This is a genomic window from Deltaproteobacteria bacterium, from assembly GCA_016933965.1.
GTDB lineage: Bacteria > Desulfobacterota > Syntrophia > Syntrophales > UBA2210 > JAFGTS01.
In genome coordinates, this window is the sequence record JAFGTS010000055.1 from 28327 (window position 1) to 44580 (window position 16254).

Here is a 16254-nt window from a genome sequence, read left to right on the forward strand (position 1 = left end):
ACTGACCATGAACAGGATATCTTACGGGCTGGCGGACAAGGTGGCTCTCGTCACCGGGGGGAGCAGGGGTATCGGTCTTGAGATAGTCCGGCGGCTTCTCGCGGAAGACGCCCGGGTGGTGATATGCGGAAGAAAACAGGAAAACCTCGACGCGGCGATGGAGCATTTAGGAAATGACGAGCGGTTGACGGTCATACAGGCGCATATCGGAAAGGAAACCGACGTGGAGGCCATGTTCGAGGTGATCCGGGAACGCCGGGGGCATCTCGATATTCTTATCAACAACGTGGGGATGAATCTTTTGACCCTGTCGGTGACGGACACGGAACCCGCGCTCTGGCGGAAGATCCTTGAAACGAACCTGAACGGCACCTTCCTCTGTTCAAGAAAAGCGGCGGCCATGATGAAGGAGCGGCAACGGGGCAAGGTCGTCAACATTACTTCCATCGCTGGTCGGAAGGCATCACCGGGAATGGGAATATACGGTATCGCGAAAGCAGGCGTGGAAATGCTCACCAGGGTGCTTGCCTCGGAGCTCGCGCCCTTCAACATCCAGGTCAACGCCGTCGCCCCGGGAATGGTAAGGACCGATTTCAGCAGACCGTTCTGGTCCAACGAGGAACTGCACGCCCAGATCGTGAAGAACATACCCCTCGGCAGGATCGCCGAACCGGCCGATGTGGTTCATCCGGTGCTGTTTCTCTGTTCCGACGCGGCCGACTATATAACGGGGCAGACGCTGGTCGTTGACGGGGGCGCCACGGTTGTTTAACGGATCCGGCCGCTGATATGAAGGAATCCTATGTACACTGCGGGTATTGATATCGGTTCGATAACGGCGAAGGCCGCCGTTCTTATCGACGGGACGATAGCGGGAACACGGGTCATCTTCACGGGCTATAACGCGGAGCGTGCCGGCGTGACGGTCTTTGAAGAGCTGCTGGCGGAGATCGGTCTTGAACGGGCACATATACAGAAGATCGTTTCCACGGGCTACGGCAGGAACAGCGTGAAGTTCGCGGACCGGGCCGTCACGGAGATCATCTGTCACGGAGCGGGTGCCCATTTCCTCGATCCCCGGGTCCGCTCCATCATCGACGTGGGGGGTCAGGACAGCAAGGCCATGGTCATCAACGGTGAAGGGCGGGGCAGGGATTTTGCCATGAACGACAAATGCGCCGCCGGGACGGGAAGGTTCCTGGAGGTCATGGCCCGCGCCCTTGAGGTCGATCTCGGTGATTTTGGGGCCATGTCGCTCACTGCCGAAAAACCGGCGAAGATAAGCAGCATCTGTACCGTCTTCGCCGAGTCGGAAGTGATCTCCCTGATCTCGAAAGGGGAGAAGCGCAGGAACATCATTGCCGGCATTCATGAATCCGTGGCGGCGCGGGTCTCGGCACTCGTGCACCGTGTCGGTATTCAGCCGCCGGTGATGATGACCGGCGGCGTGGCACAAAATATCGGTGTGGTGACAGCACTGGAGAAGAAGCTCGGCACATCCATAGAAGTTCTTGATACGGCCCAGGTGAACGGCGCCGTGGGCGCGGCGGTTGTCGCCGCACGACTCGACGAGTGAGAAGCACGGCGAAACCGTCATCACGTGAAAAGGAGGTCCTGAGCAATGCCTTCTCAGCCGGCGGCACCATTTTATGAGGTCCTGAAAGAGAATGAACGGGTGACTCCGGCACTGTCCGGGGAAAGATACGTCGGCTATTTCTGCACCTACACACCGATCGAGATCATTCACGCGGCGGGGTTCACGCCTTTCCGGGTTGCCGGCGGTCTTGACAGCGTATCGCTGGCGGATACGCTGACCCCGAACTTCATCTGTCCCTACATGCGTGTCGCCACGGAAAAGGCGCTGCGCGGCGAATACGGTTTTCTGTCGGGTCTCGTTCAGGGGTATACCTGTGACGTGGCCTGCGGGCTCATCAATATCTGGAAGGACAACATCGGCGGCGACCCCTGTCACCTCGTGCCGCTTCCTTACAATGACAATGAGGCATCGAGGGATTTTCTCCGCTCGGCCCTGAAGGAACTGATCGAGAAGCTCGACCGTGCCGGGGGATGCTTCTCGGAAGAGCGCCTGGAGCACTCCCTTTCCCTTTATGACGAGATCCGTCGTGTCATCCTTGACCTTTATGACAGGCGATATGAGGGTTCTCTCCCTTTCTCCGCCGGTGATTTCCTTACCGTGATCCAAGCGGGTTATGTCACTCCGCCGGAACGATATCTGGGCCTCCTGAAAACCCTGAGAGATGAAGCGGACCATGAGCGGGAAGACGGGCAACCACCGAGTATCCCCGTTCTGGTATCCGGGAGCCTTGTCGAAGAGCCGCGAATTCTGGAAATAATCGAGGAGTCGGGAGGACGGATCTGTGCCGACGATCTCTGTACGGGGTTTCGACAGTGGAGTCCCGCCACCGGGAGCGGTGCACGGCCGCTTGACCGTGTGATCGATCGTCACATGCGGCGCTTTCCCTGTCCCTCGCGATCGCGGGCACGGGACCGTGCCCCCCTGATCATCGACCTGGTCAGGCGATCGGCGGCACGGGGCGTGATATTCCTTTTCCAGAAGTTCTGCACCCCCCATCTCGCCGATTACCCGATCCTCAATGAAGAGCTCAAAAAGGAGCGTATCCCTGCCACGGTGTTCGAAATGGAAGAAACGGGCATTATGGAGGGCCAGTTGCGGACAAGGATGGAAACCTTTTTTGAAACACTGGGTGAGCGTGATGGATAAGACGAAAAAGTCGACGAAACGGCTCAGAACGGCGAAGGACCTCAACCGGCTGGTCATCGACTACTATCTGGAGTGTCATGAGGCAAAGCGGCGGGGAACGCCCGTGGGCTGGATGCCGCCGATGAATGGTGCGATAGAGCTGTTCTACGCCATGGACCTCCAGCCCGTTTTTCCCGAGAACTGGTCTCCCGTCTGCGCCGCCTTCGGCCTGACACCGGGTAATTTCGATGTAACCGACGGCCTGGGCTATTCCCGCGATCTCTGCGGGTATCTCAGGAACATCACCGGTTATGTCCATGGGTTCATGAATGATGAATCGATCCCTCTCGGCGGGCTGCCCGAGCCCGATATTCTGCTCAGCCCGGGCGGCGGCTGCGTGCCGGTCATGAAAATATTTCACATCCTCGAACGCCGTTTTCCGAAGGCGAAGGTCTTTTCGGCCGATCTTCCCCAGGTAGCGGTGGAAGATATCCGGAAACATCATCTGGACTATGCGGTATGGGAAATGAACCGTCTCATCGATTTTCTGACGGAGGTGACCGGTCACCGTATGGACCATGACCGGCTCGCGGAGGTGGTGAAGCTCTCTGACCAGGCCTGCGCCCTCTGGGACGAGATCATGTCCTACCGCCGATTCATTCCCACGCCCCTGTCGGCGGCGGAGATCGGCATTATGTTCGTCATGGTCACACGTCAGGGAACGCAGATCGCTGTTGATTTTCTGACGGCCGTGCGGGATGAGGTGAAGGAGCGTGCCGAGGCGGGTATCGGTGTTATCGATGATGAAAGGATCCGGCTTTTCTGGGACAACATACCGCTCTGGTACAATATGGGCCTTTTCAATTATTTCGAGAAAATGGGCGGCGTCGCCGTGGCGGAAACCTATTCAGCCGCCTGGTCGCTGCGGCTCGATACGGAGCATCCCCTGGAAGCCCTTGCAATGAAGAGCCTCATGTCCTATCCCCTGGTATCCTGTGTATCAATCCGGAAACGAAAGGAAATGGTTCTCAAGGCCTGCCGGGAATACTCCATAGATGGTGCCGTCCTGCACCGGAACAAATCCTGTGTCCCCATCACCCTCGGCCAGATGGATATAAAGAGGGCCCTTGAAGAGGAGTTGGGCGTGCCCTCGGTCATCATAGACGCCGACCACATGGATGATCAGAATTTCTCGGTAGCCCAGTTCGAGACCCGCGTCGATGCGTTCATGGAAATGCTCTATGAGAAGAAAGGACTGAAGCTCTGAAGGAGGCTCATGAAGGTACAGGACATACCGGCACTGCCCGTGAAGGGCTTTCTCGATCATGATGAAGGAATGAGGCTTTATGAGTGCGCCCGCGAGGCAAGCCGGCTTGGCCCTTGCCTCGAGATCGGCGGATATTGCGGCAAATCGACCCTGTATCTGGGCCTGGGATGCCGTGACGGCGGCGGTCTTCTCTATTCAATCGATCATCACCGGGGCTCGGAGGAACAGCAGCCCGGTGAGGAATATTTCGACGCCGAGCTTTTTGATGAACGGGAGGGGAGGGTGGACACCTTCCGGTTCTTCCGGCGGACCATCGAAATGGCGGGTCTTGAGGATACGGTCGTGCCCATCGTGGCGGCCTCAACCCTGGTGGCCCGTGGCTGGAACACGCCGCTGTCGCTGCTTTTCATCGACGGGGGACACAGCTATTCTGCGGCTTTCAGTGATTACTCGTCCTGGGTTTCCCATGTGATGCCCGGTGGATATCTCGCCGTTCATGACATCTTTCCCGATCCGAACGACGGGGGCCAGGCGCCGTATTATATGTACCGGCTTGCCCTGGAGTCGGGCCTCTTCCATGAACTTCCCCGGATGAAAAGCCTGGGTATATTGCGAAGGCTTCAGGCTGGGGAAGTGCCCGGTCACATTTCAGGGATGAGAGACTGGTAGCATATCGAGGCGGTTGTTGTGGGTCCAGTACCATTTAAGACCCCCGTCCTCCGGACGGCACTTGAGAAATCCCGCTCTGGAAAGGTTGATGATCGTCCGGTTCACGATTCCGCCGTCCATGCCGGTGAGGGACGCAAGCTTATCCGCCAGGATCTCGGCGGGCTCACCGCTGCCGTTCATCGACGGAAGTCCCTCAATGATATCCTCGTTGAAGAGCCGGTAGATCAGCTGGGTCCGGTAATGCCCCTCAACCTTGAGGTAATCGATCCCCGTCAGCGTTCCCTGCCAGTATAGGTCCTCGATGTCCTTCCATTGTGCCATGAGTGAATCGTTAAAAGAAAAGACAAACTCTTCCATTTGCTCGGGTCCGAGGTGTGACGTGCGGACGATCGCCCGGTTGGCGTCGTACTTGCTCCAGTCATTGGTGAGGATTTCAAGGTCATAGCGGTCCACTTCGTCCCTGACGGTCGTGCCGGGAAAGGGGCACAGGAGATGATACCCGTATACGATGCCGAGTTCCTGGGCGAAGGCGCTTGTGTCCTCCATGGTTTGCCGCGATTCCCCGGGAAGACCGACCATGAAGGAGGCATGAGTTATCATGCCCGCGTCCTTGCAATGCCGTGCTGCTTCCCGTGCCTGGTCGAGGGTTATCCCCTTTCTGATCCTTTTCAGCATCTCCTGGTTTCCCGATTCGATACCGAAGCTCACGGCGTCACAGCCGGCATCCTTCATGTGGTCCAATACTTCCCGGTCCACCGTGTTGACGCGTGAGAAAGCGCTCCAGCCGAAGCGAAGGCCCCTCTTTCTGACCTCGTTGCAGAACTCGATGACCCGCTTCTTGTTGGCCGTGAAGAGATCGTCGGCGATGTTGATCCGCGTCCATCCGTAGGAGAGGATGTCCTCGATCTCGTCGACGACCAGGCTAATTGTCCGGAACCGCACCTTTTGTCCCACCATGCGCCGTCCCTGGCAGAAAATGCATTTGTTCGGGCAGCCCCTGCTGGTGATGATGCTGACGGGATACCCCAGGGCCTGGTAACGTGACATGGGCAGCAGGTGTCTCGCCGGAAGCGGCAGCGTGTCGAGATCGGCTATCAGTTCCCTCGGTTCCGTGACGATCAGTTCCTCGTCCTCGAGAAAGGCGATCCCCTTGATATCCTTCCATTTGTTCCGCTCACGAATGACCGGGATCAGTTCCTGGATCGTCTCCTCACCCTCTCCGATGACGACCACGTCGATCCCCCGGTAGTTCCTGAGCGTGTCCTCGTAATCAAAGGAAACATGAGGGCCGCCCATCATGGTGATGATATCGGGATCATGGGCCTTGGCTGTTTGCAGGATTTCAACGGCCGTGTAATAGTTGAGCGTTACCGACGACGTTCCCACCACGTCGGGGCCGAAGGCGTCCAGTTCCTTTGTAAGTTTTTCGGGACAGTATTTCCGAACGATATAGTCGATGATCGTGACGGTCGCGCCGGTCCTTTCACAGGCCGCGGCGGCATAGCTCAGTCCCAGGGGAGGCGCGGGCGCCTCTTCAAGGGGGTATGGTGTTCCGATAAACGCTACTCTCATTGAAGGATCGATCTCCTAGTCTCCAGGTTTCGGGAAAAAACGGGCACGGAGCCAACCGAGAATGGTGTTGCCCCGCAACATGTCCCGGTCGATCTGCCGTATCTGCCTGAAAAGTTCATCGGGGTCGGCGAACCAGTCAGCCCGTGTCCTGATCGTTTTCCCCGGATCGAGCCGGCTCACGACGACGGCGGGATTACCCGCGGCGATGGTATTGGGAGGGACATCCTTGTTCACGACCGCGCGTGTTCCCACGATGCTGTTGTCCCCGATGGTGACCCCCTTGCATATGATGGCCCCGTCCCCGATCCATACGTTGTTGCCGATCCGGATGGGTCGCGCCGTGCTCAGGGGCTCCACGCGGTCATACACGCTGTGCCAGTCGGAATCGGTTATGTAGACGTCGCTCGCCATCATGCAGTCATTCCCGATGGTGACTTCCTTCGCGCAGCTGATCCGCACACCGGGGCAGATGAGACAGTGATCGCCGATATGGATCCCCTTGGGATGCTTTTCCTCCGACCATACGGTCAGCCGGACGCGCCGGTCCACGGTACAGATGACGTCGGCGAAATCCCCCAGTTCGATGGGCCAGCCGAATATTTCCATGTACCAGGGTTTCATGAAGGTATAGCCGTTACCGAGGGCGGTGAACTGGGGTCGCAGAAAATGCTCCACGTACCACTCACGGAACCGGAGGCTCATTCGTTTCAGATAGTATGGCCGGTGATCTCTTCTCATGGCTGCGATCCCTACTTGGTCGAGAGGACAGGCTCCTCTTCAACATTCAGAAGGGCGTTCAGGTGCTGGGCGGCCGTGCTGAAGAACCGGCGGGGAAATGAGAGGGATTCATGATAGCGGGACCAGAAGGTATGCTTGAAAAGCTGTGAAGCGGGAGTAATATTGTACACCGCGTCAACGGCCATGATGACCGCCGCGTTGGTCCAGGTGATCTTTTCTTCCGGCCAGATGACGCCGTCGGGAAACGTTACCCCGCACCAGTACGTGCCGTCATCGAACTTCTTATCGGCTATCCATTTCAGGAACATTTCCGCCAGCCCCGTATTACCCATTGCCACGAGCGTCAGGGCCAGTTCCGATGTCTCGGCCATGGTCACCCATGGTTCGTCGGACACGCACCGGACCCCCAGGTCTTCCACGACAAAGATGTCCCAGGATCTTTTGATGCGTTCCCGGGCATTCTTTCCCGTAACGGCGCCGCTCAGGATCGGATAGAACCAGTCCATGGAAAATCGTTCTTTTTCCTTGTTAAAGGCTTCGGGGCGGTTTCTGATAGCCTCTCCCAGCAGCGCGAAGGCCTTCTGCCAGCCCGGCTCGTTCTTGCCGAGCAGATAGGCGATGGTCAGTGCGCATTTGAGGCTCATGTAAATGGAACTGGATCCCGTGAGGAGTGCCATCCTGTCTATTTCACCATCGGGGCTCTGGGCCCAGTAGACCTCACCGCCCGGCGCCTGGAGGCTCACCGTGAAGTCGATGGCGGCCTTCATCGCGGGCCACATGGTAGCAAGAAAGCGGGTGTCCCGTGTGACGAGGTAGTAATGAAAGAGGCCGACGGCGATGTAGGAAGACATGTTGCTTTCTTTCGTCATGTCCTCGGGTTCGCCGTTGCGGTAGGCGGAATACCAGCTTCCGTCCTCAAGCTGCGTGTCCGCCAGCCATTGAAAGGCATTGCGGGCCTCACGGTAAAACCCCCCGATGGTAAGCCCTATGGCGGACTCGACATGGTCCCAGGGATCGGTCTTCCCTCCCACGTGCCAGGGGATCTCTCCGGACTCTCTCTGCACATCGGTGATGGATGCGGCGAGAATGTCGATATCTATGGGAGCGGTATACTCACGCCGCGATACTTCAAGCTCCATATTGATTCCCTTTCTTCAGATACAGCACGATGCTCTTCGCGATCAACGGATTCAAAACCCTGTCGAGCAGCCGGGTCAGGAACGGTTTTTCCATGATGTCCCAGACCAGAAAGCGATGGTACAGCTGAACGGCGGGCGAATCGTTGTTCTTGTGTCCCACGAAACATTTGATCCACCAGTAGGGGCTGTGCAGGGCATGGGCGAACCCTCGCGATACACAGCGTGTTCCCGCTGATTCGAGGAGGTTAATAAGTTCCTTTTTCCGGTAGATCCGAACGTGCCCCCCCTTCTCGGTATGGTAATCCTCTGAAAGCGCCCAGCATATCCGTTCGGGAAAATACCGGGGAACGGTGACCACGAGGGATTTCCCCGGTTTCAGGACGCGTATGATCTCACGCACGGCTTTTTCGTGTTCCGGTATGTGTTCGAGCACCTCCGAGCAGATCACGATATCGAAAGACTCATCGGGGAAGGGGAGTTTCGTTATGTCGCTCTGCATGACGACCCAGGAACCGCCGCCGCTCTCTCCCTCGTGCTCCATTATATACAGCGTATCTTTCGCTTTGGCAATATCACCCTTGTTCAGGTCGATGCCGACCGCGTTGATGTTCCGGTATCGCAGGGCCTCACTCAAGTGGCGTCCCGTCCCGCATCCCGCGTCGAGAACATAATCGCCGGGCTTCAGGTTCAGTTTTGAGAAATCAACAGTGAGCATCCATAGCCTCCCTGTAGATCTCGGTGACCTGCTCGGCCGTGTTTCGCCAGGTAAAATGGCGCAGCACCCGGTCATATCCGGCCTTGCCCAGGTTTGCCCGCTTTTCAGGATTGTCGAGTAGGTCAATGATGGCCTTTTCCAGCGCCCGCGCGTCTCCGGGAGGAACCAGAACGCCGGCGTCACCGACCACCTCGGGGAGGGCCCCTCCCGTCGTGCTGATGACGGGAACACCGCAGGCCATGGCCTCACCTGCCGGCAGACCGAACCCTTCGTAGATGGATGGAATAACGGCCATGGTGGCTTCCCCGTAATACCGGGCGAAATCACGGTCATCGATGCGTCCCGTAAAGGTCACGCCTGAGCCGAGATGGAGCTGACGCACGAGCTTGTCGATGACGCCATCCTTTTTCGGTTGCCCGATCACGGTCAGTTTCACGTCCCTTTTCTTTCTGATCGAAGCCAGCGCCTCCAGCAGGTAGCGGAGTCCCTTGAGGGGTGTGTCGGCGCTGTTCGTTACCATGAGCCGGTTTTCGAGACGCCTGACGGCCGGGTCGGGGTGAAAGACCTCCGTATTGATGCCGTTGGCCACGACCCTGAAGTTCTCCTTCGGTATCTTGAATGCCTTGCTGATGTCTTTTTTTGATGCCTCCGAGACGGTGATGATCCGGGAAATGCGTCTTGACGCCTGTCCCTGCATGGCAAGAAAGGAATACCAGCGCCACACCTTGACTTTCCGGTACCACTTGCGTTCCGATTCTATCTCCACGTCACGGTCGACGGTGATGGGGTGATGTATCGTGGCCACCAGGGGATGACCCAGGGACTGTATCCCCAGCAGGCCGTAAGCCAGGCACTGGTTGTCATGGATAATGTCGTAAGAATGGCCGTTCCGGCGGAAGAACCGGTAGGCCCTCAGGCTGAAGGTCAGCGGTTCCGGAAAACCGCCGCTTGACACGCTCAGCCACTCATACATGTTGATGGGAGAGGTCAGTTCTCTCAGGGTAGGGACCCTGAAAAGGTCATTTGGATTGTACAGATCAAGGCTCGGAAGCTTGTGGAGCTCTATGCCGTCGTCAAGATATGGATAGGGCGGACCTGATACGACATCCACCGTGTGACCGAGGTCTCTCAATGCCTTGCTCAGGCGCTTGATATACACTCCCTGGCCGCCGCATGTCGGGTTGCCCCGGTAGGTCAACAGACATATGTTCAGTGGTCTTCCGGGGTCATTTCTCCTGTCGGTTTCGGGGGATACTGAATTGACGTTCCACACTCGCTGCATGTCCCCTTTCTCGCATTACCTTTTTGTGAAGAATAAATGGTGAGCCTGAACGATAACTTCATCGTTTAAACGTATGGCCTATATCAATATTACGATTATAAATCAATGAAAATCAGGTGTTCGATTTGTAAATTACAGAATTACAGGAGCGATGCACCTCTGTGACATGTGACGATGGTTGTGAACGCTGCACGGACCGTTTCAACTGTCGTCAACTCCTTGACAAACGGTGCGCCCTGCATTTACAATGCGCCATCCCACCCAAGCAATAGAACATAAGCGGCATCGTTTCCCGATGTATGCCGCTCAAGGGTCGGTGTACATCGTCGGGACCGGAAAGGGAGGCGCCATATGGCTGTATCGGCTTTTGACGGTATGCAGGATCTCAAGAACATGTTTCGCCGGCAGATTGATTATTCCTGGAAGAAGAGCATCACCGGCGGTATCGACCAGAGTATAAAAAAGGCACCCGTAAGATTCAGCGAAGACTATATCAACGAACGGTCCGAACGGATACGGTGGCTTATCGATACCGCCGTGCCCGTCATGGAGAAGTTCCATCTCTTTTTCGATCTTTCGCACTCTGCAGTGGCCCTTGCCGACGAGAATGCCGTCGTCATTGCCGGCACGGGAAACGGGAAATGGGGAGAGAGTGTGTTGCGCTGCGGTTTTGATATCGGGACCAGTTGCAGTGAGGAATATATCGGAACCAACGCGATCGGGACCTGTCTTGCCACCGGTAAGTCTATCTGTGTCATCGGAAAGGAAAATTATGTGAAACAGTGGCAGGATTCCGCCAATGCGGCGACGGTGATTCGAGACCCCTTCACGGGGAACATTATCGGTGCCCTGTGCCTGACCTGCTTTGTGAAATACTTCCACGTTCTTTCGCTGGGGATTGTTCAGGCCATCGCCGATGTGATCGAGGAAAAACTGAGAAATAATGCTGTACCCGCACGGAGAAAAGACCGGCCGTCAAGAGCTTCAATAGCCTCCGTGTCCCGCGCTGTGGGAAGAATGTCCACGGGAGTATTCATGCTTGAAAACAGAGAAACATCGTCATATGCGCGTACAGGTGCCGATTTTGTGTTCGGTTCTTCCAGTATTGGTATTCTTCTGAACAAGGCAAAAAAAGCGGCTCAGTATGATTCTACGAAACTTATTGTGGGTGAAAGCGGCGTGGGAAAAGAGGTCCTGGCGCGCTTCATACACGAGCACAGTCCGCGGAGGTCCAATCCATTCGTGGCGATCAACTGCGCGGCCATCCCACCCAATCTTCTGGCGAGCGAACTGTTCGGATACGAAACGGGTGCCTTCACAGGAGCAAAGCGGGGAGGAAATCCGGGCCGTTTTGAGCAGGCATCGGGCGGGACCGTGTATCTCGATGAAATCAGCGAAATGAGCATGGACCTCCAGGCCTGCCTGTTGCGGGTCATTGAGGAGAAAACGATAACTCCTCTCGGCGGTGGCAGGCCGCACCCGGTGGACGTTCAGATAATCGCCTCATCGAACCGTGACCTTATGGACATGATGGATGGAAAACAGTTCAGAAGCGATCTGTACCATCGCCTGAACGTGATATCCTTTCACATACCGTCCCTGAGGGAGCGCAGGGAGGATATCCCCCGGCTGGTGGAGTATTTCCTTGAAAAAATGCGCGACAAACACGGTGGCGACGTAAAGAAAATATCGGACCGCGCCGTGGAGGCGCTCCTCGACTATCACTGGCCCGGTAACGTACGGGAACTGGAAAATACCATAGAAAGGGCCTGTATCTTTTCGGAGGGACCGGTGATAGACGTGACGGACCTGAAAGAAGAAATAGGAAACGGCTGTCACGGGCAATCAGGGGGATACGGGGAATTACACCGCATCCTGTCCGTGCTCAGAAAGCACCGGGGAAACCTGTCCCGTACGGCCTGTTCGCTGGGAATAGCCCGTTCGACCCTGTACAGGAAAATGGCGCGGTATAATATTTCACGAGCTTCAATATAAGGCGACTTCGTTCAAAGTCCATATCTGGAGCTTTTGACGAAGCCGCCATATATCCCTTACCTTTATTAGGTATTCTTCACTCCTGCCCCGATTCCTCCAGGGCCCGCCGGTACCCCGAATACTCGGGATTGTCGATGGATACCTGCCCCGTAGTGGTTTCGTAAAGATGGTGGAACAATACGCCGTCGCGATAGTCCATGCTCTTGTCCCGAAGACGGCGGCAGAGTTCCTCATTCAGTTCCGCAATACTACCGTCGGTCCCGAGCAATGTACGGAGCCGTTCATGTTCCTGAGAGGAGAGCAGCGGCCCCAGTTGGAGTTCCCTCCGCACCAGTGCCAGGACGTTGACGGCAACGCGGGTATGAAAGGCCCGGTGTGAATCGAGGACTTTGATGATCCGTTTTTCAAGAAACTCCTGGACGGCCTCAAGAAGTTCATCTGTAGTCGGTCGTGGTGATGCCATGTCATTCCCTCTCTTTCAGCAGGCGCAGCAGGTCGATTTCCGTTTCCGAAGTTCGCCGTCCGATGGCGGCCAGTTCGACGGAGCGTTTCATTCCAAGAAGATGGGTGAATCCCTGCATGATACAGGCGATGCCCCATTTCAACGTGCCGTATACTTCCCAGAAATGAACCGCCTCTGGATCGACGGGTACGCCCCCCGCTTCTTCGTATCCTGAGAAGAGGTCTTCCCGGGTGCCGAAACCCCCGACGGGCAGGTCGATATTGCCGAAGCGCCATGAGTTGACACAGATCCAGCCGAGGTCCTCCATGGGGTCGCCGAGATGGGCGAGTTCCCAATCGAGGACGGCTTGAATGCCGTCGGGACCGACGATGAAATTTCCGTTCCTGAAATCGCCGTGGACCAGACGCAGTTCCCCCTGATTCGGGAGGTGGTCCTGGAGCCAGCGCAGGGTAAATTCAAAGACAGGGTGTTTCTCACCAAAGATGTCTAAAAAGGTATACAACTCCTTCACCGCCGCTTCCGTCGTTTGTTTCTTGAGGGGCGGAAGAAGGCCGGTATCGACGGCATGTATGCCGGCAAGAATCGTTCCACACTGCCGGGCCATGATGTCCCGTGCCCGGGCGTACTCGTCGTCGCGCAGTATCTTCCGTGCGATGGTCTCACCCGGTACGCACTGCATGGCGTACCCGGGACCGATCTCGTCATCATCGTTGAGGATGAAACGAATGGAGGGGACGGGTACCCCGCCTTGTTCGGCCGCCCTGAGGACCTGTGCCTCCGTGAGACGGTCGAGGCGGTAGCCGTCTTTCTTCCCTCCCGGCGGCGACAGCCTGAGTATGAGCTCATGGCGGGTATCCCCGCAAAGAGCAACAAAAGACCACATCTCCGATGATGCGCCGCCGGAGAGCGGCCGGAGGCCTTCAATGACCGCCGTTTCTCCCAGATGTTGCGAAGCCGCGCCGGAGAGTATGCGGGCAAGTTCTTCCTGTTTCATGATCTATTCCCATTCCTTTCCCGCCGGTTCGCCGTTGATGATCTGATCGAGATATTCCGACATGCCGTATCCGACCATGTCCTGATACCGGTATTCGGTCATTCCCTCGGTGATACGCGTCTCGAGCATTTCACCGGCCTTGTTCTTTCTCCGGTTGCGAAGCGGAATGAGCGACAGCACCTTTCCGTCGATGATGTATTCCCCGTCATCGGTATTGGCCTTCAACCGCAGGCCGGTCTGATAATAGTTCTTGTCCCAGTTCGTTTCCAGTTTTACTTCCTTGAAGGGAGCATACCGGTCCTTGTCAAGCATGATCCCCATCATCTGGTGATTTCCGTCCTTTTTCCCCATGATCATGAACATGAAACCCAGGTCGGGGCCGAAGTTCATAGGCAGCCACCGGTACCAGTGGATGTTCTGCCAGTACCGGGGACCCCATGAGTGGTCCCGCAGGCCGAAGCCGTCTATGTTCCACTCCCGGTCCTGGACGCGGATGGTACCGGTACCGCTCAGGTGTTGCTCGTAGTGTGCTTTGGCAAAGGCTTCCTCCGGGCGTTCCACAAAAGCAGTCCCGTCCTTATTGACCATCTCGCCGCCGAAAACCGGCCCGAGCCCCTGAAAATCAAGTGCGACCGAGCAGTCGACAATGGGATTTTCCGTAAAGGCCTTCGCCGGGTTTGCCAGGTCATGAGGGTTTTTCATAAGACAGACCTGGCCGTTATAAGTGACCCGCAGGCGCTTCAGCGGTTCCACGATTTCGAATTTCAAGCCCGCCGCATCAAGGGCGTCATTCGATGAAATTTCGGGGCGGCTGAAGATAAACCCGACACTTCCGTCGGGAAGATACAGACAGCAGGACACCTCGGCCTTTCCCTCATTCGGGCGGTTGCCCACGCGAAACCAGCCGCCCATGACCTGCTTGAAGTCGAATATGTTGATATACATGCTCTCGTTGAAATTCTTCGCATCATCGACGGGGTGATTGTATTCATCTTCCGGCGCAATCCTGAATGACATGGTATCGAGCATATTTTTCATGAAATATCTGCCTCCCTTTCTTTCATATATTCGTCCCGTAACATAAATCGCATGACCTTACCAAGTTCAAATCGCCGCGGGAGCTGATCGATGTACCAGATCGCCGACGGTGCCTTGTAGCTTGCCAGTTGTTCCTTGCAGAACCCGATGAGTTCTTCCTCAGGGGCCGTTTCAGCCGTTTCCCCCGGTGCCAGGACGACGGCCGCAATCACGCGGGATCCCCACGCGGGGTCGGGAACACCGAAGACGGCTGATTCCGTAACTTTGGGATGCTGGTTGATCCTGCGTTCGACTTCAACGGGGAATATGTTCTCCCCGCCGCGGTTGATCATGTCCTTCGCTCGGTCGGCGAAGTACACATATCCGTCTTCGTCCATCCATCCGGCATCACCGGTATGGAACCAGCCGTTTTTGTCAAAGGCCTTTGCTGTTGCCTCGGGATTCCGCCAGTAGCCGGGGGTTACTTTCTCGCCTCGTGAAACGATCTCTCCCACCTCGCCGGTAGCCACTTCTTTGCCGAAAGGATCTAAAATTGTACTCTCGATCCCATAACGGAGGGGACGGCCTATGCCCTTCAACCGGGCGATCTTTTTCTTGACTTCTTCGTCGGAACCCGTCAGATCGTGGTCTTCGGGGAGCTTGGCTATATTGATGCACAGCTCCGTCGAACCAAAGGCATCCATATATTTGATACCCGGGGGAAATTTTTTCAGGATATCTAGGAGAAGGTCAGGAGCCATCGGCATCGCGCCATAGAAGACAAAGCGCAGGTTGCTGAGGTCGTACTTCCCAAAGGAGGGATCGTGGATGATGAAAAAGAACATGATCGGTACCAGGTAACACATGCTGACCCGCTCACGTTCCACGGTCTGCATGAACGCTTCCGGCACAAAATCCGTTGAGACAACGATGGTGTAGCCGTATTTCATGCCCACATAGAGTATTCCGATACCTGCAATATGATACACGGGAATAATCATCATGACAACGTGATAGCCCAGATCGGGAGGTACCGTGTCATCGATGAGGTCTCCCAGTTCACCGTAAATATTCGTCATGAGCTGCCGGTGGGTGGCGATAGAACCTTTGGGAAGGCCCGTAGTTCCACTAGTGAAGCATATTGCCACAATATCGTCCAGGATCAAATCCGGCATTTCAGGTTCATCTCCCGTCTCCCGGGAGAGCGTTGTTTCATAATCGACCGCCCATTCGGGGCAGTCGCCATCACCGGTACACAGATAGTTTGTTACTCCCAGTTGATAGGAAAGAGTGGGCTCGAAAATTGGTATATACCGTTTTTCCAGTATCAGCGTTTTTGCCCCTGATTCATTCAGGATGAAAAGCGCCTCGGGACTTTTCAAACGGAAGTTCATGGGGACACATATTGCGCCGAGTTTCAGGATCGCCAGGTACTGCTCCAGGTATTGCCAGCAGTTGTTCTGGAATATGGCGACGCGATCTCCCTTGCCCACCCCCAGACCTGCGAGATAATGTACCAACTGGTTTGCCCGCTTGTTAACCTCCCCAAAAGTCTTTTTGACGCTTCCGTTGTCGGTAACGACGGCCGTTCTGTCGGGATAATTATTAATGGTTTCAGTAATGTATTCGAGCAGATTGTTTTTCTCAAATGTTATCGGTACATACTCTGACATGTTGCTTC

Annotated in this window: 15 protein-coding genes; 6 read left to right on the forward strand and 9 right to left on the reverse strand. The window is 56.1% G+C overall.

From position 1 onward, the window contains the following. Positions 1-7: 7 nt before the first annotated feature. Genes JXO48_12720 through JXO48_12740 form a run of 5 tightly spaced genes read left to right on the forward strand, consistent with a single transcriptional unit; the run spans position 8 to position 4658 of the window. Positions 8-772, forward strand: a complete 765-nt coding sequence (locus tag JXO48_12720; protein MBN2284743.1) for an SDR family oxidoreductase — start codon at positions 8-10, stop codon at positions 770-772. Positions 773-802: 30 nt separating this feature from the next. Then, complete coding sequence (locus JXO48_12725) at positions 803-1576, forward strand: 2-hydroxyglutaryl-CoA dehydratase (GenBank protein MBN2284744.1); 774 nt, start codon at positions 803-805, stop codon at positions 1574-1576. 45 nt (positions 1577-1621) lie between these two features. Then, a complete protein-coding gene (locus tag JXO48_12730; GenBank protein MBN2284745.1) occupies positions 1622-2743 on the forward strand; it encodes a 2-hydroxyacyl-CoA dehydratase in 1122 nt (373 codons plus the stop codon). After that, positions 2736-3989: a 2-hydroxyacyl-CoA dehydratase gene (locus JXO48_12735; protein MBN2284746.1), complete on the forward strand. Its 1254-nt coding sequence runs from the start codon at positions 2736-2738 to the stop codon at positions 3987-3989. The genes JXO48_12730 and JXO48_12735 overlap by 8 nt, the downstream gene beginning before the upstream one ends. 9 nt (positions 3990-3998) lie before the next feature. Then, complete coding sequence (locus JXO48_12740; protein MBN2284747.1) at positions 3999-4658, forward strand: class I SAM-dependent methyltransferase; 660 nt, start codon at positions 3999-4001, stop codon at positions 4656-4658. Here JXO48_12740 and JXO48_12745 read toward each other — a convergent pair. Genes JXO48_12745 through JXO48_12765 form a run of 5 tightly spaced genes read right to left on the reverse strand, consistent with a single transcriptional unit; the run spans position 4638 to position 10104 of the window. Then, entirely contained in the window at positions 4638-6230 is a 1593-nt protein-coding gene (locus tag JXO48_12745) for a cobalamin-dependent protein (GenBank protein MBN2284748.1), read from the reverse strand. The two genes, JXO48_12740 and JXO48_12745, sit on opposite strands and share 21 nt — an antisense overlap. A 15-nt stretch (positions 6231-6245) precedes the next feature. Continuing rightward, positions 6246-6968 (reverse strand): acyltransferase, encoded by a 723-nt coding sequence (locus JXO48_12750; protein ID MBN2284749.1) that lies wholly within the window; start codon positions 6966-6968, stop codon positions 6246-6248. 11 nt (positions 6969-6979) lie between these two features. Beyond that, entirely contained in the window at positions 6980-8107 is a 1128-nt protein-coding gene (locus tag JXO48_12755) for a phenyltransferase domain-containing protein (protein ID MBN2284750.1), read from the reverse strand. Next, positions 8097-8822, reverse strand: a complete 726-nt coding sequence (locus JXO48_12760) for a class I SAM-dependent methyltransferase (GenBank protein MBN2284751.1) — start codon at positions 8820-8822, stop codon at positions 8097-8099. Before JXO48_12760 ends, JXO48_12755 begins: the two co-directional genes overlap by 11 nt. Then, positions 8809-10104 (reverse strand): glycosyltransferase family 4 protein, encoded by a 1296-nt coding sequence (locus JXO48_12765; protein MBN2284752.1) that lies wholly within the window; start codon positions 10102-10104, stop codon positions 8809-8811. The genes JXO48_12760 and JXO48_12765 overlap by 14 nt, the downstream gene beginning before the upstream one ends. A 351-nt stretch (positions 10105-10455) precedes the next feature. On the opposite strand from JXO48_12765, the gene JXO48_12770 reads away from it, so the two are divergent. Next, positions 10456-12099 (forward strand): sigma 54-interacting transcriptional regulator, encoded by a 1644-nt coding sequence (locus JXO48_12770; protein ID MBN2284753.1) that lies wholly within the window; start codon positions 10456-10458, stop codon positions 12097-12099. A gap of 76 nt (positions 12100-12175) precedes the next feature. On the opposite strand, the gene JXO48_12775 is transcribed toward JXO48_12770, so the two are convergent. The 4 genes from JXO48_12775 to JXO48_12790 are packed head-to-tail and all read right to left on the reverse strand — an operon-like array spanning position 12176 to position 16246. Beyond that, positions 12176-12562 (reverse strand): hypothetical protein, encoded by a 387-nt coding sequence (locus tag JXO48_12775; GenBank protein MBN2284754.1) that lies wholly within the window; start codon positions 12560-12562, stop codon positions 12176-12178. 1 nt (position 12563) lies between these two features. Beyond that, on the reverse strand, positions 12564-13556 hold the full coding sequence (locus JXO48_12780; protein ID MBN2284755.1) for a phosphotransferase family protein: 993 nt from the start codon (positions 13554-13556) through the stop codon (positions 12564-12566). A gap of 3 nt (positions 13557-13559) precedes the next feature. Then, entirely contained in the window at positions 13560-14594 is a 1035-nt protein-coding gene (locus JXO48_12785) for a hypothetical protein (GenBank protein ID MBN2284756.1), read from the reverse strand. After that, the gene (locus tag JXO48_12790; protein MBN2284757.1) at positions 14591-16246 is read right to left on the reverse strand and encodes an acyl--CoA ligase; all 1656 of its coding nucleotides are present in this window, start codon (positions 16244-16246) and stop codon (positions 14591-14593) included. Before JXO48_12790 ends, JXO48_12785 begins: the two co-directional genes overlap by 4 nt. Between the last annotated feature and the right edge of the window lie 8 nt (positions 16247-16254).

What these genes read in the sequence shown, in the direction of transcription:
- JXO48_12765 (MBN2284752.1), bottom strand. Translation starts at nt 10,104, where the DNA reads ATGCAGCGAGTGTGGAACGTCAATTCAGTATCCCCCGAAACCGACAGG.
- JXO48_12780 (MBN2284755.1), bottom strand. Translation starts at nt 13,556, where the DNA reads ATGAAACAGGAAGAACTTGCCCGCATACTCTCCGGCGCGGCTTCGCAA.
- JXO48_12720 (MBN2284743.1), top strand. Translation starts at nt 8, where the DNA reads ATGAACAGGATATCTTACGGGCTGGCGGACAAGGTGGCTCTCGTCACC.
- JXO48_12790 (MBN2284757.1), bottom strand. Translation starts at nt 16,246, where the DNA reads ATGTCAGAGTATGTACCGATAACATTTGAGAAAAACAATCTGCTCGAA.
- JXO48_12740 (MBN2284747.1), top strand. Translation starts at nt 3,999, where the DNA reads ATGAAGGTACAGGACATACCGGCACTGCCCGTGAAGGGCTTTCTCGAT.
- JXO48_12725 (MBN2284744.1), top strand. Translation starts at nt 803, where the DNA reads ATGTACACTGCGGGTATTGATATCGGTTCGATAACGGCGAAGGCCGCC.
- JXO48_12770 (MBN2284753.1), top strand. Translation starts at nt 10,456, where the DNA reads ATGGCTGTATCGGCTTTTGACGGTATGCAGGATCTCAAGAACATGTTT.
- JXO48_12785 (MBN2284756.1), bottom strand. Translation starts at nt 14,594, where the DNA reads ATGAAAAATATGCTCGATACCATGTCATTCAGGATTGCGCCGGAAGAT.
- JXO48_12735 (MBN2284746.1), top strand. Translation starts at nt 2,736, where the DNA reads ATGGATAAGACGAAAAAGTCGACGAAACGGCTCAGAACGGCGAAGGAC.
- JXO48_12745 (MBN2284748.1), bottom strand. Translation starts at nt 6,230, where the DNA reads ATGAGAGTAGCGTTTATCGGAACACCATACCCCCTTGAAGAGGCGCCC.
- JXO48_12760 (MBN2284751.1), bottom strand. Translation starts at nt 8,822, where the DNA reads ATGCTCACTGTTGATTTCTCAAAACTGAACCTGAAGCCCGGCGATTAT.
- JXO48_12755 (MBN2284750.1), bottom strand. Translation starts at nt 8,107, where the DNA reads ATGGAGCTTGAAGTATCGCGGCGTGAGTATACCGCTCCCATAGATATC.
- JXO48_12775 (MBN2284754.1), bottom strand. Translation starts at nt 12,562, where the DNA reads ATGGCATCACCACGACCGACTACAGATGAACTTCTTGAGGCCGTCCAG.
- JXO48_12750 (MBN2284749.1), bottom strand. Translation starts at nt 6,968, where the DNA reads ATGAGAAGAGATCACCGGCCATACTATCTGAAACGAATGAGCCTCCGG.
- JXO48_12730 (MBN2284745.1), top strand. Translation starts at nt 1,622, where the DNA reads ATGCCTTCTCAGCCGGCGGCACCATTTTATGAGGTCCTGAAAGAGAAT.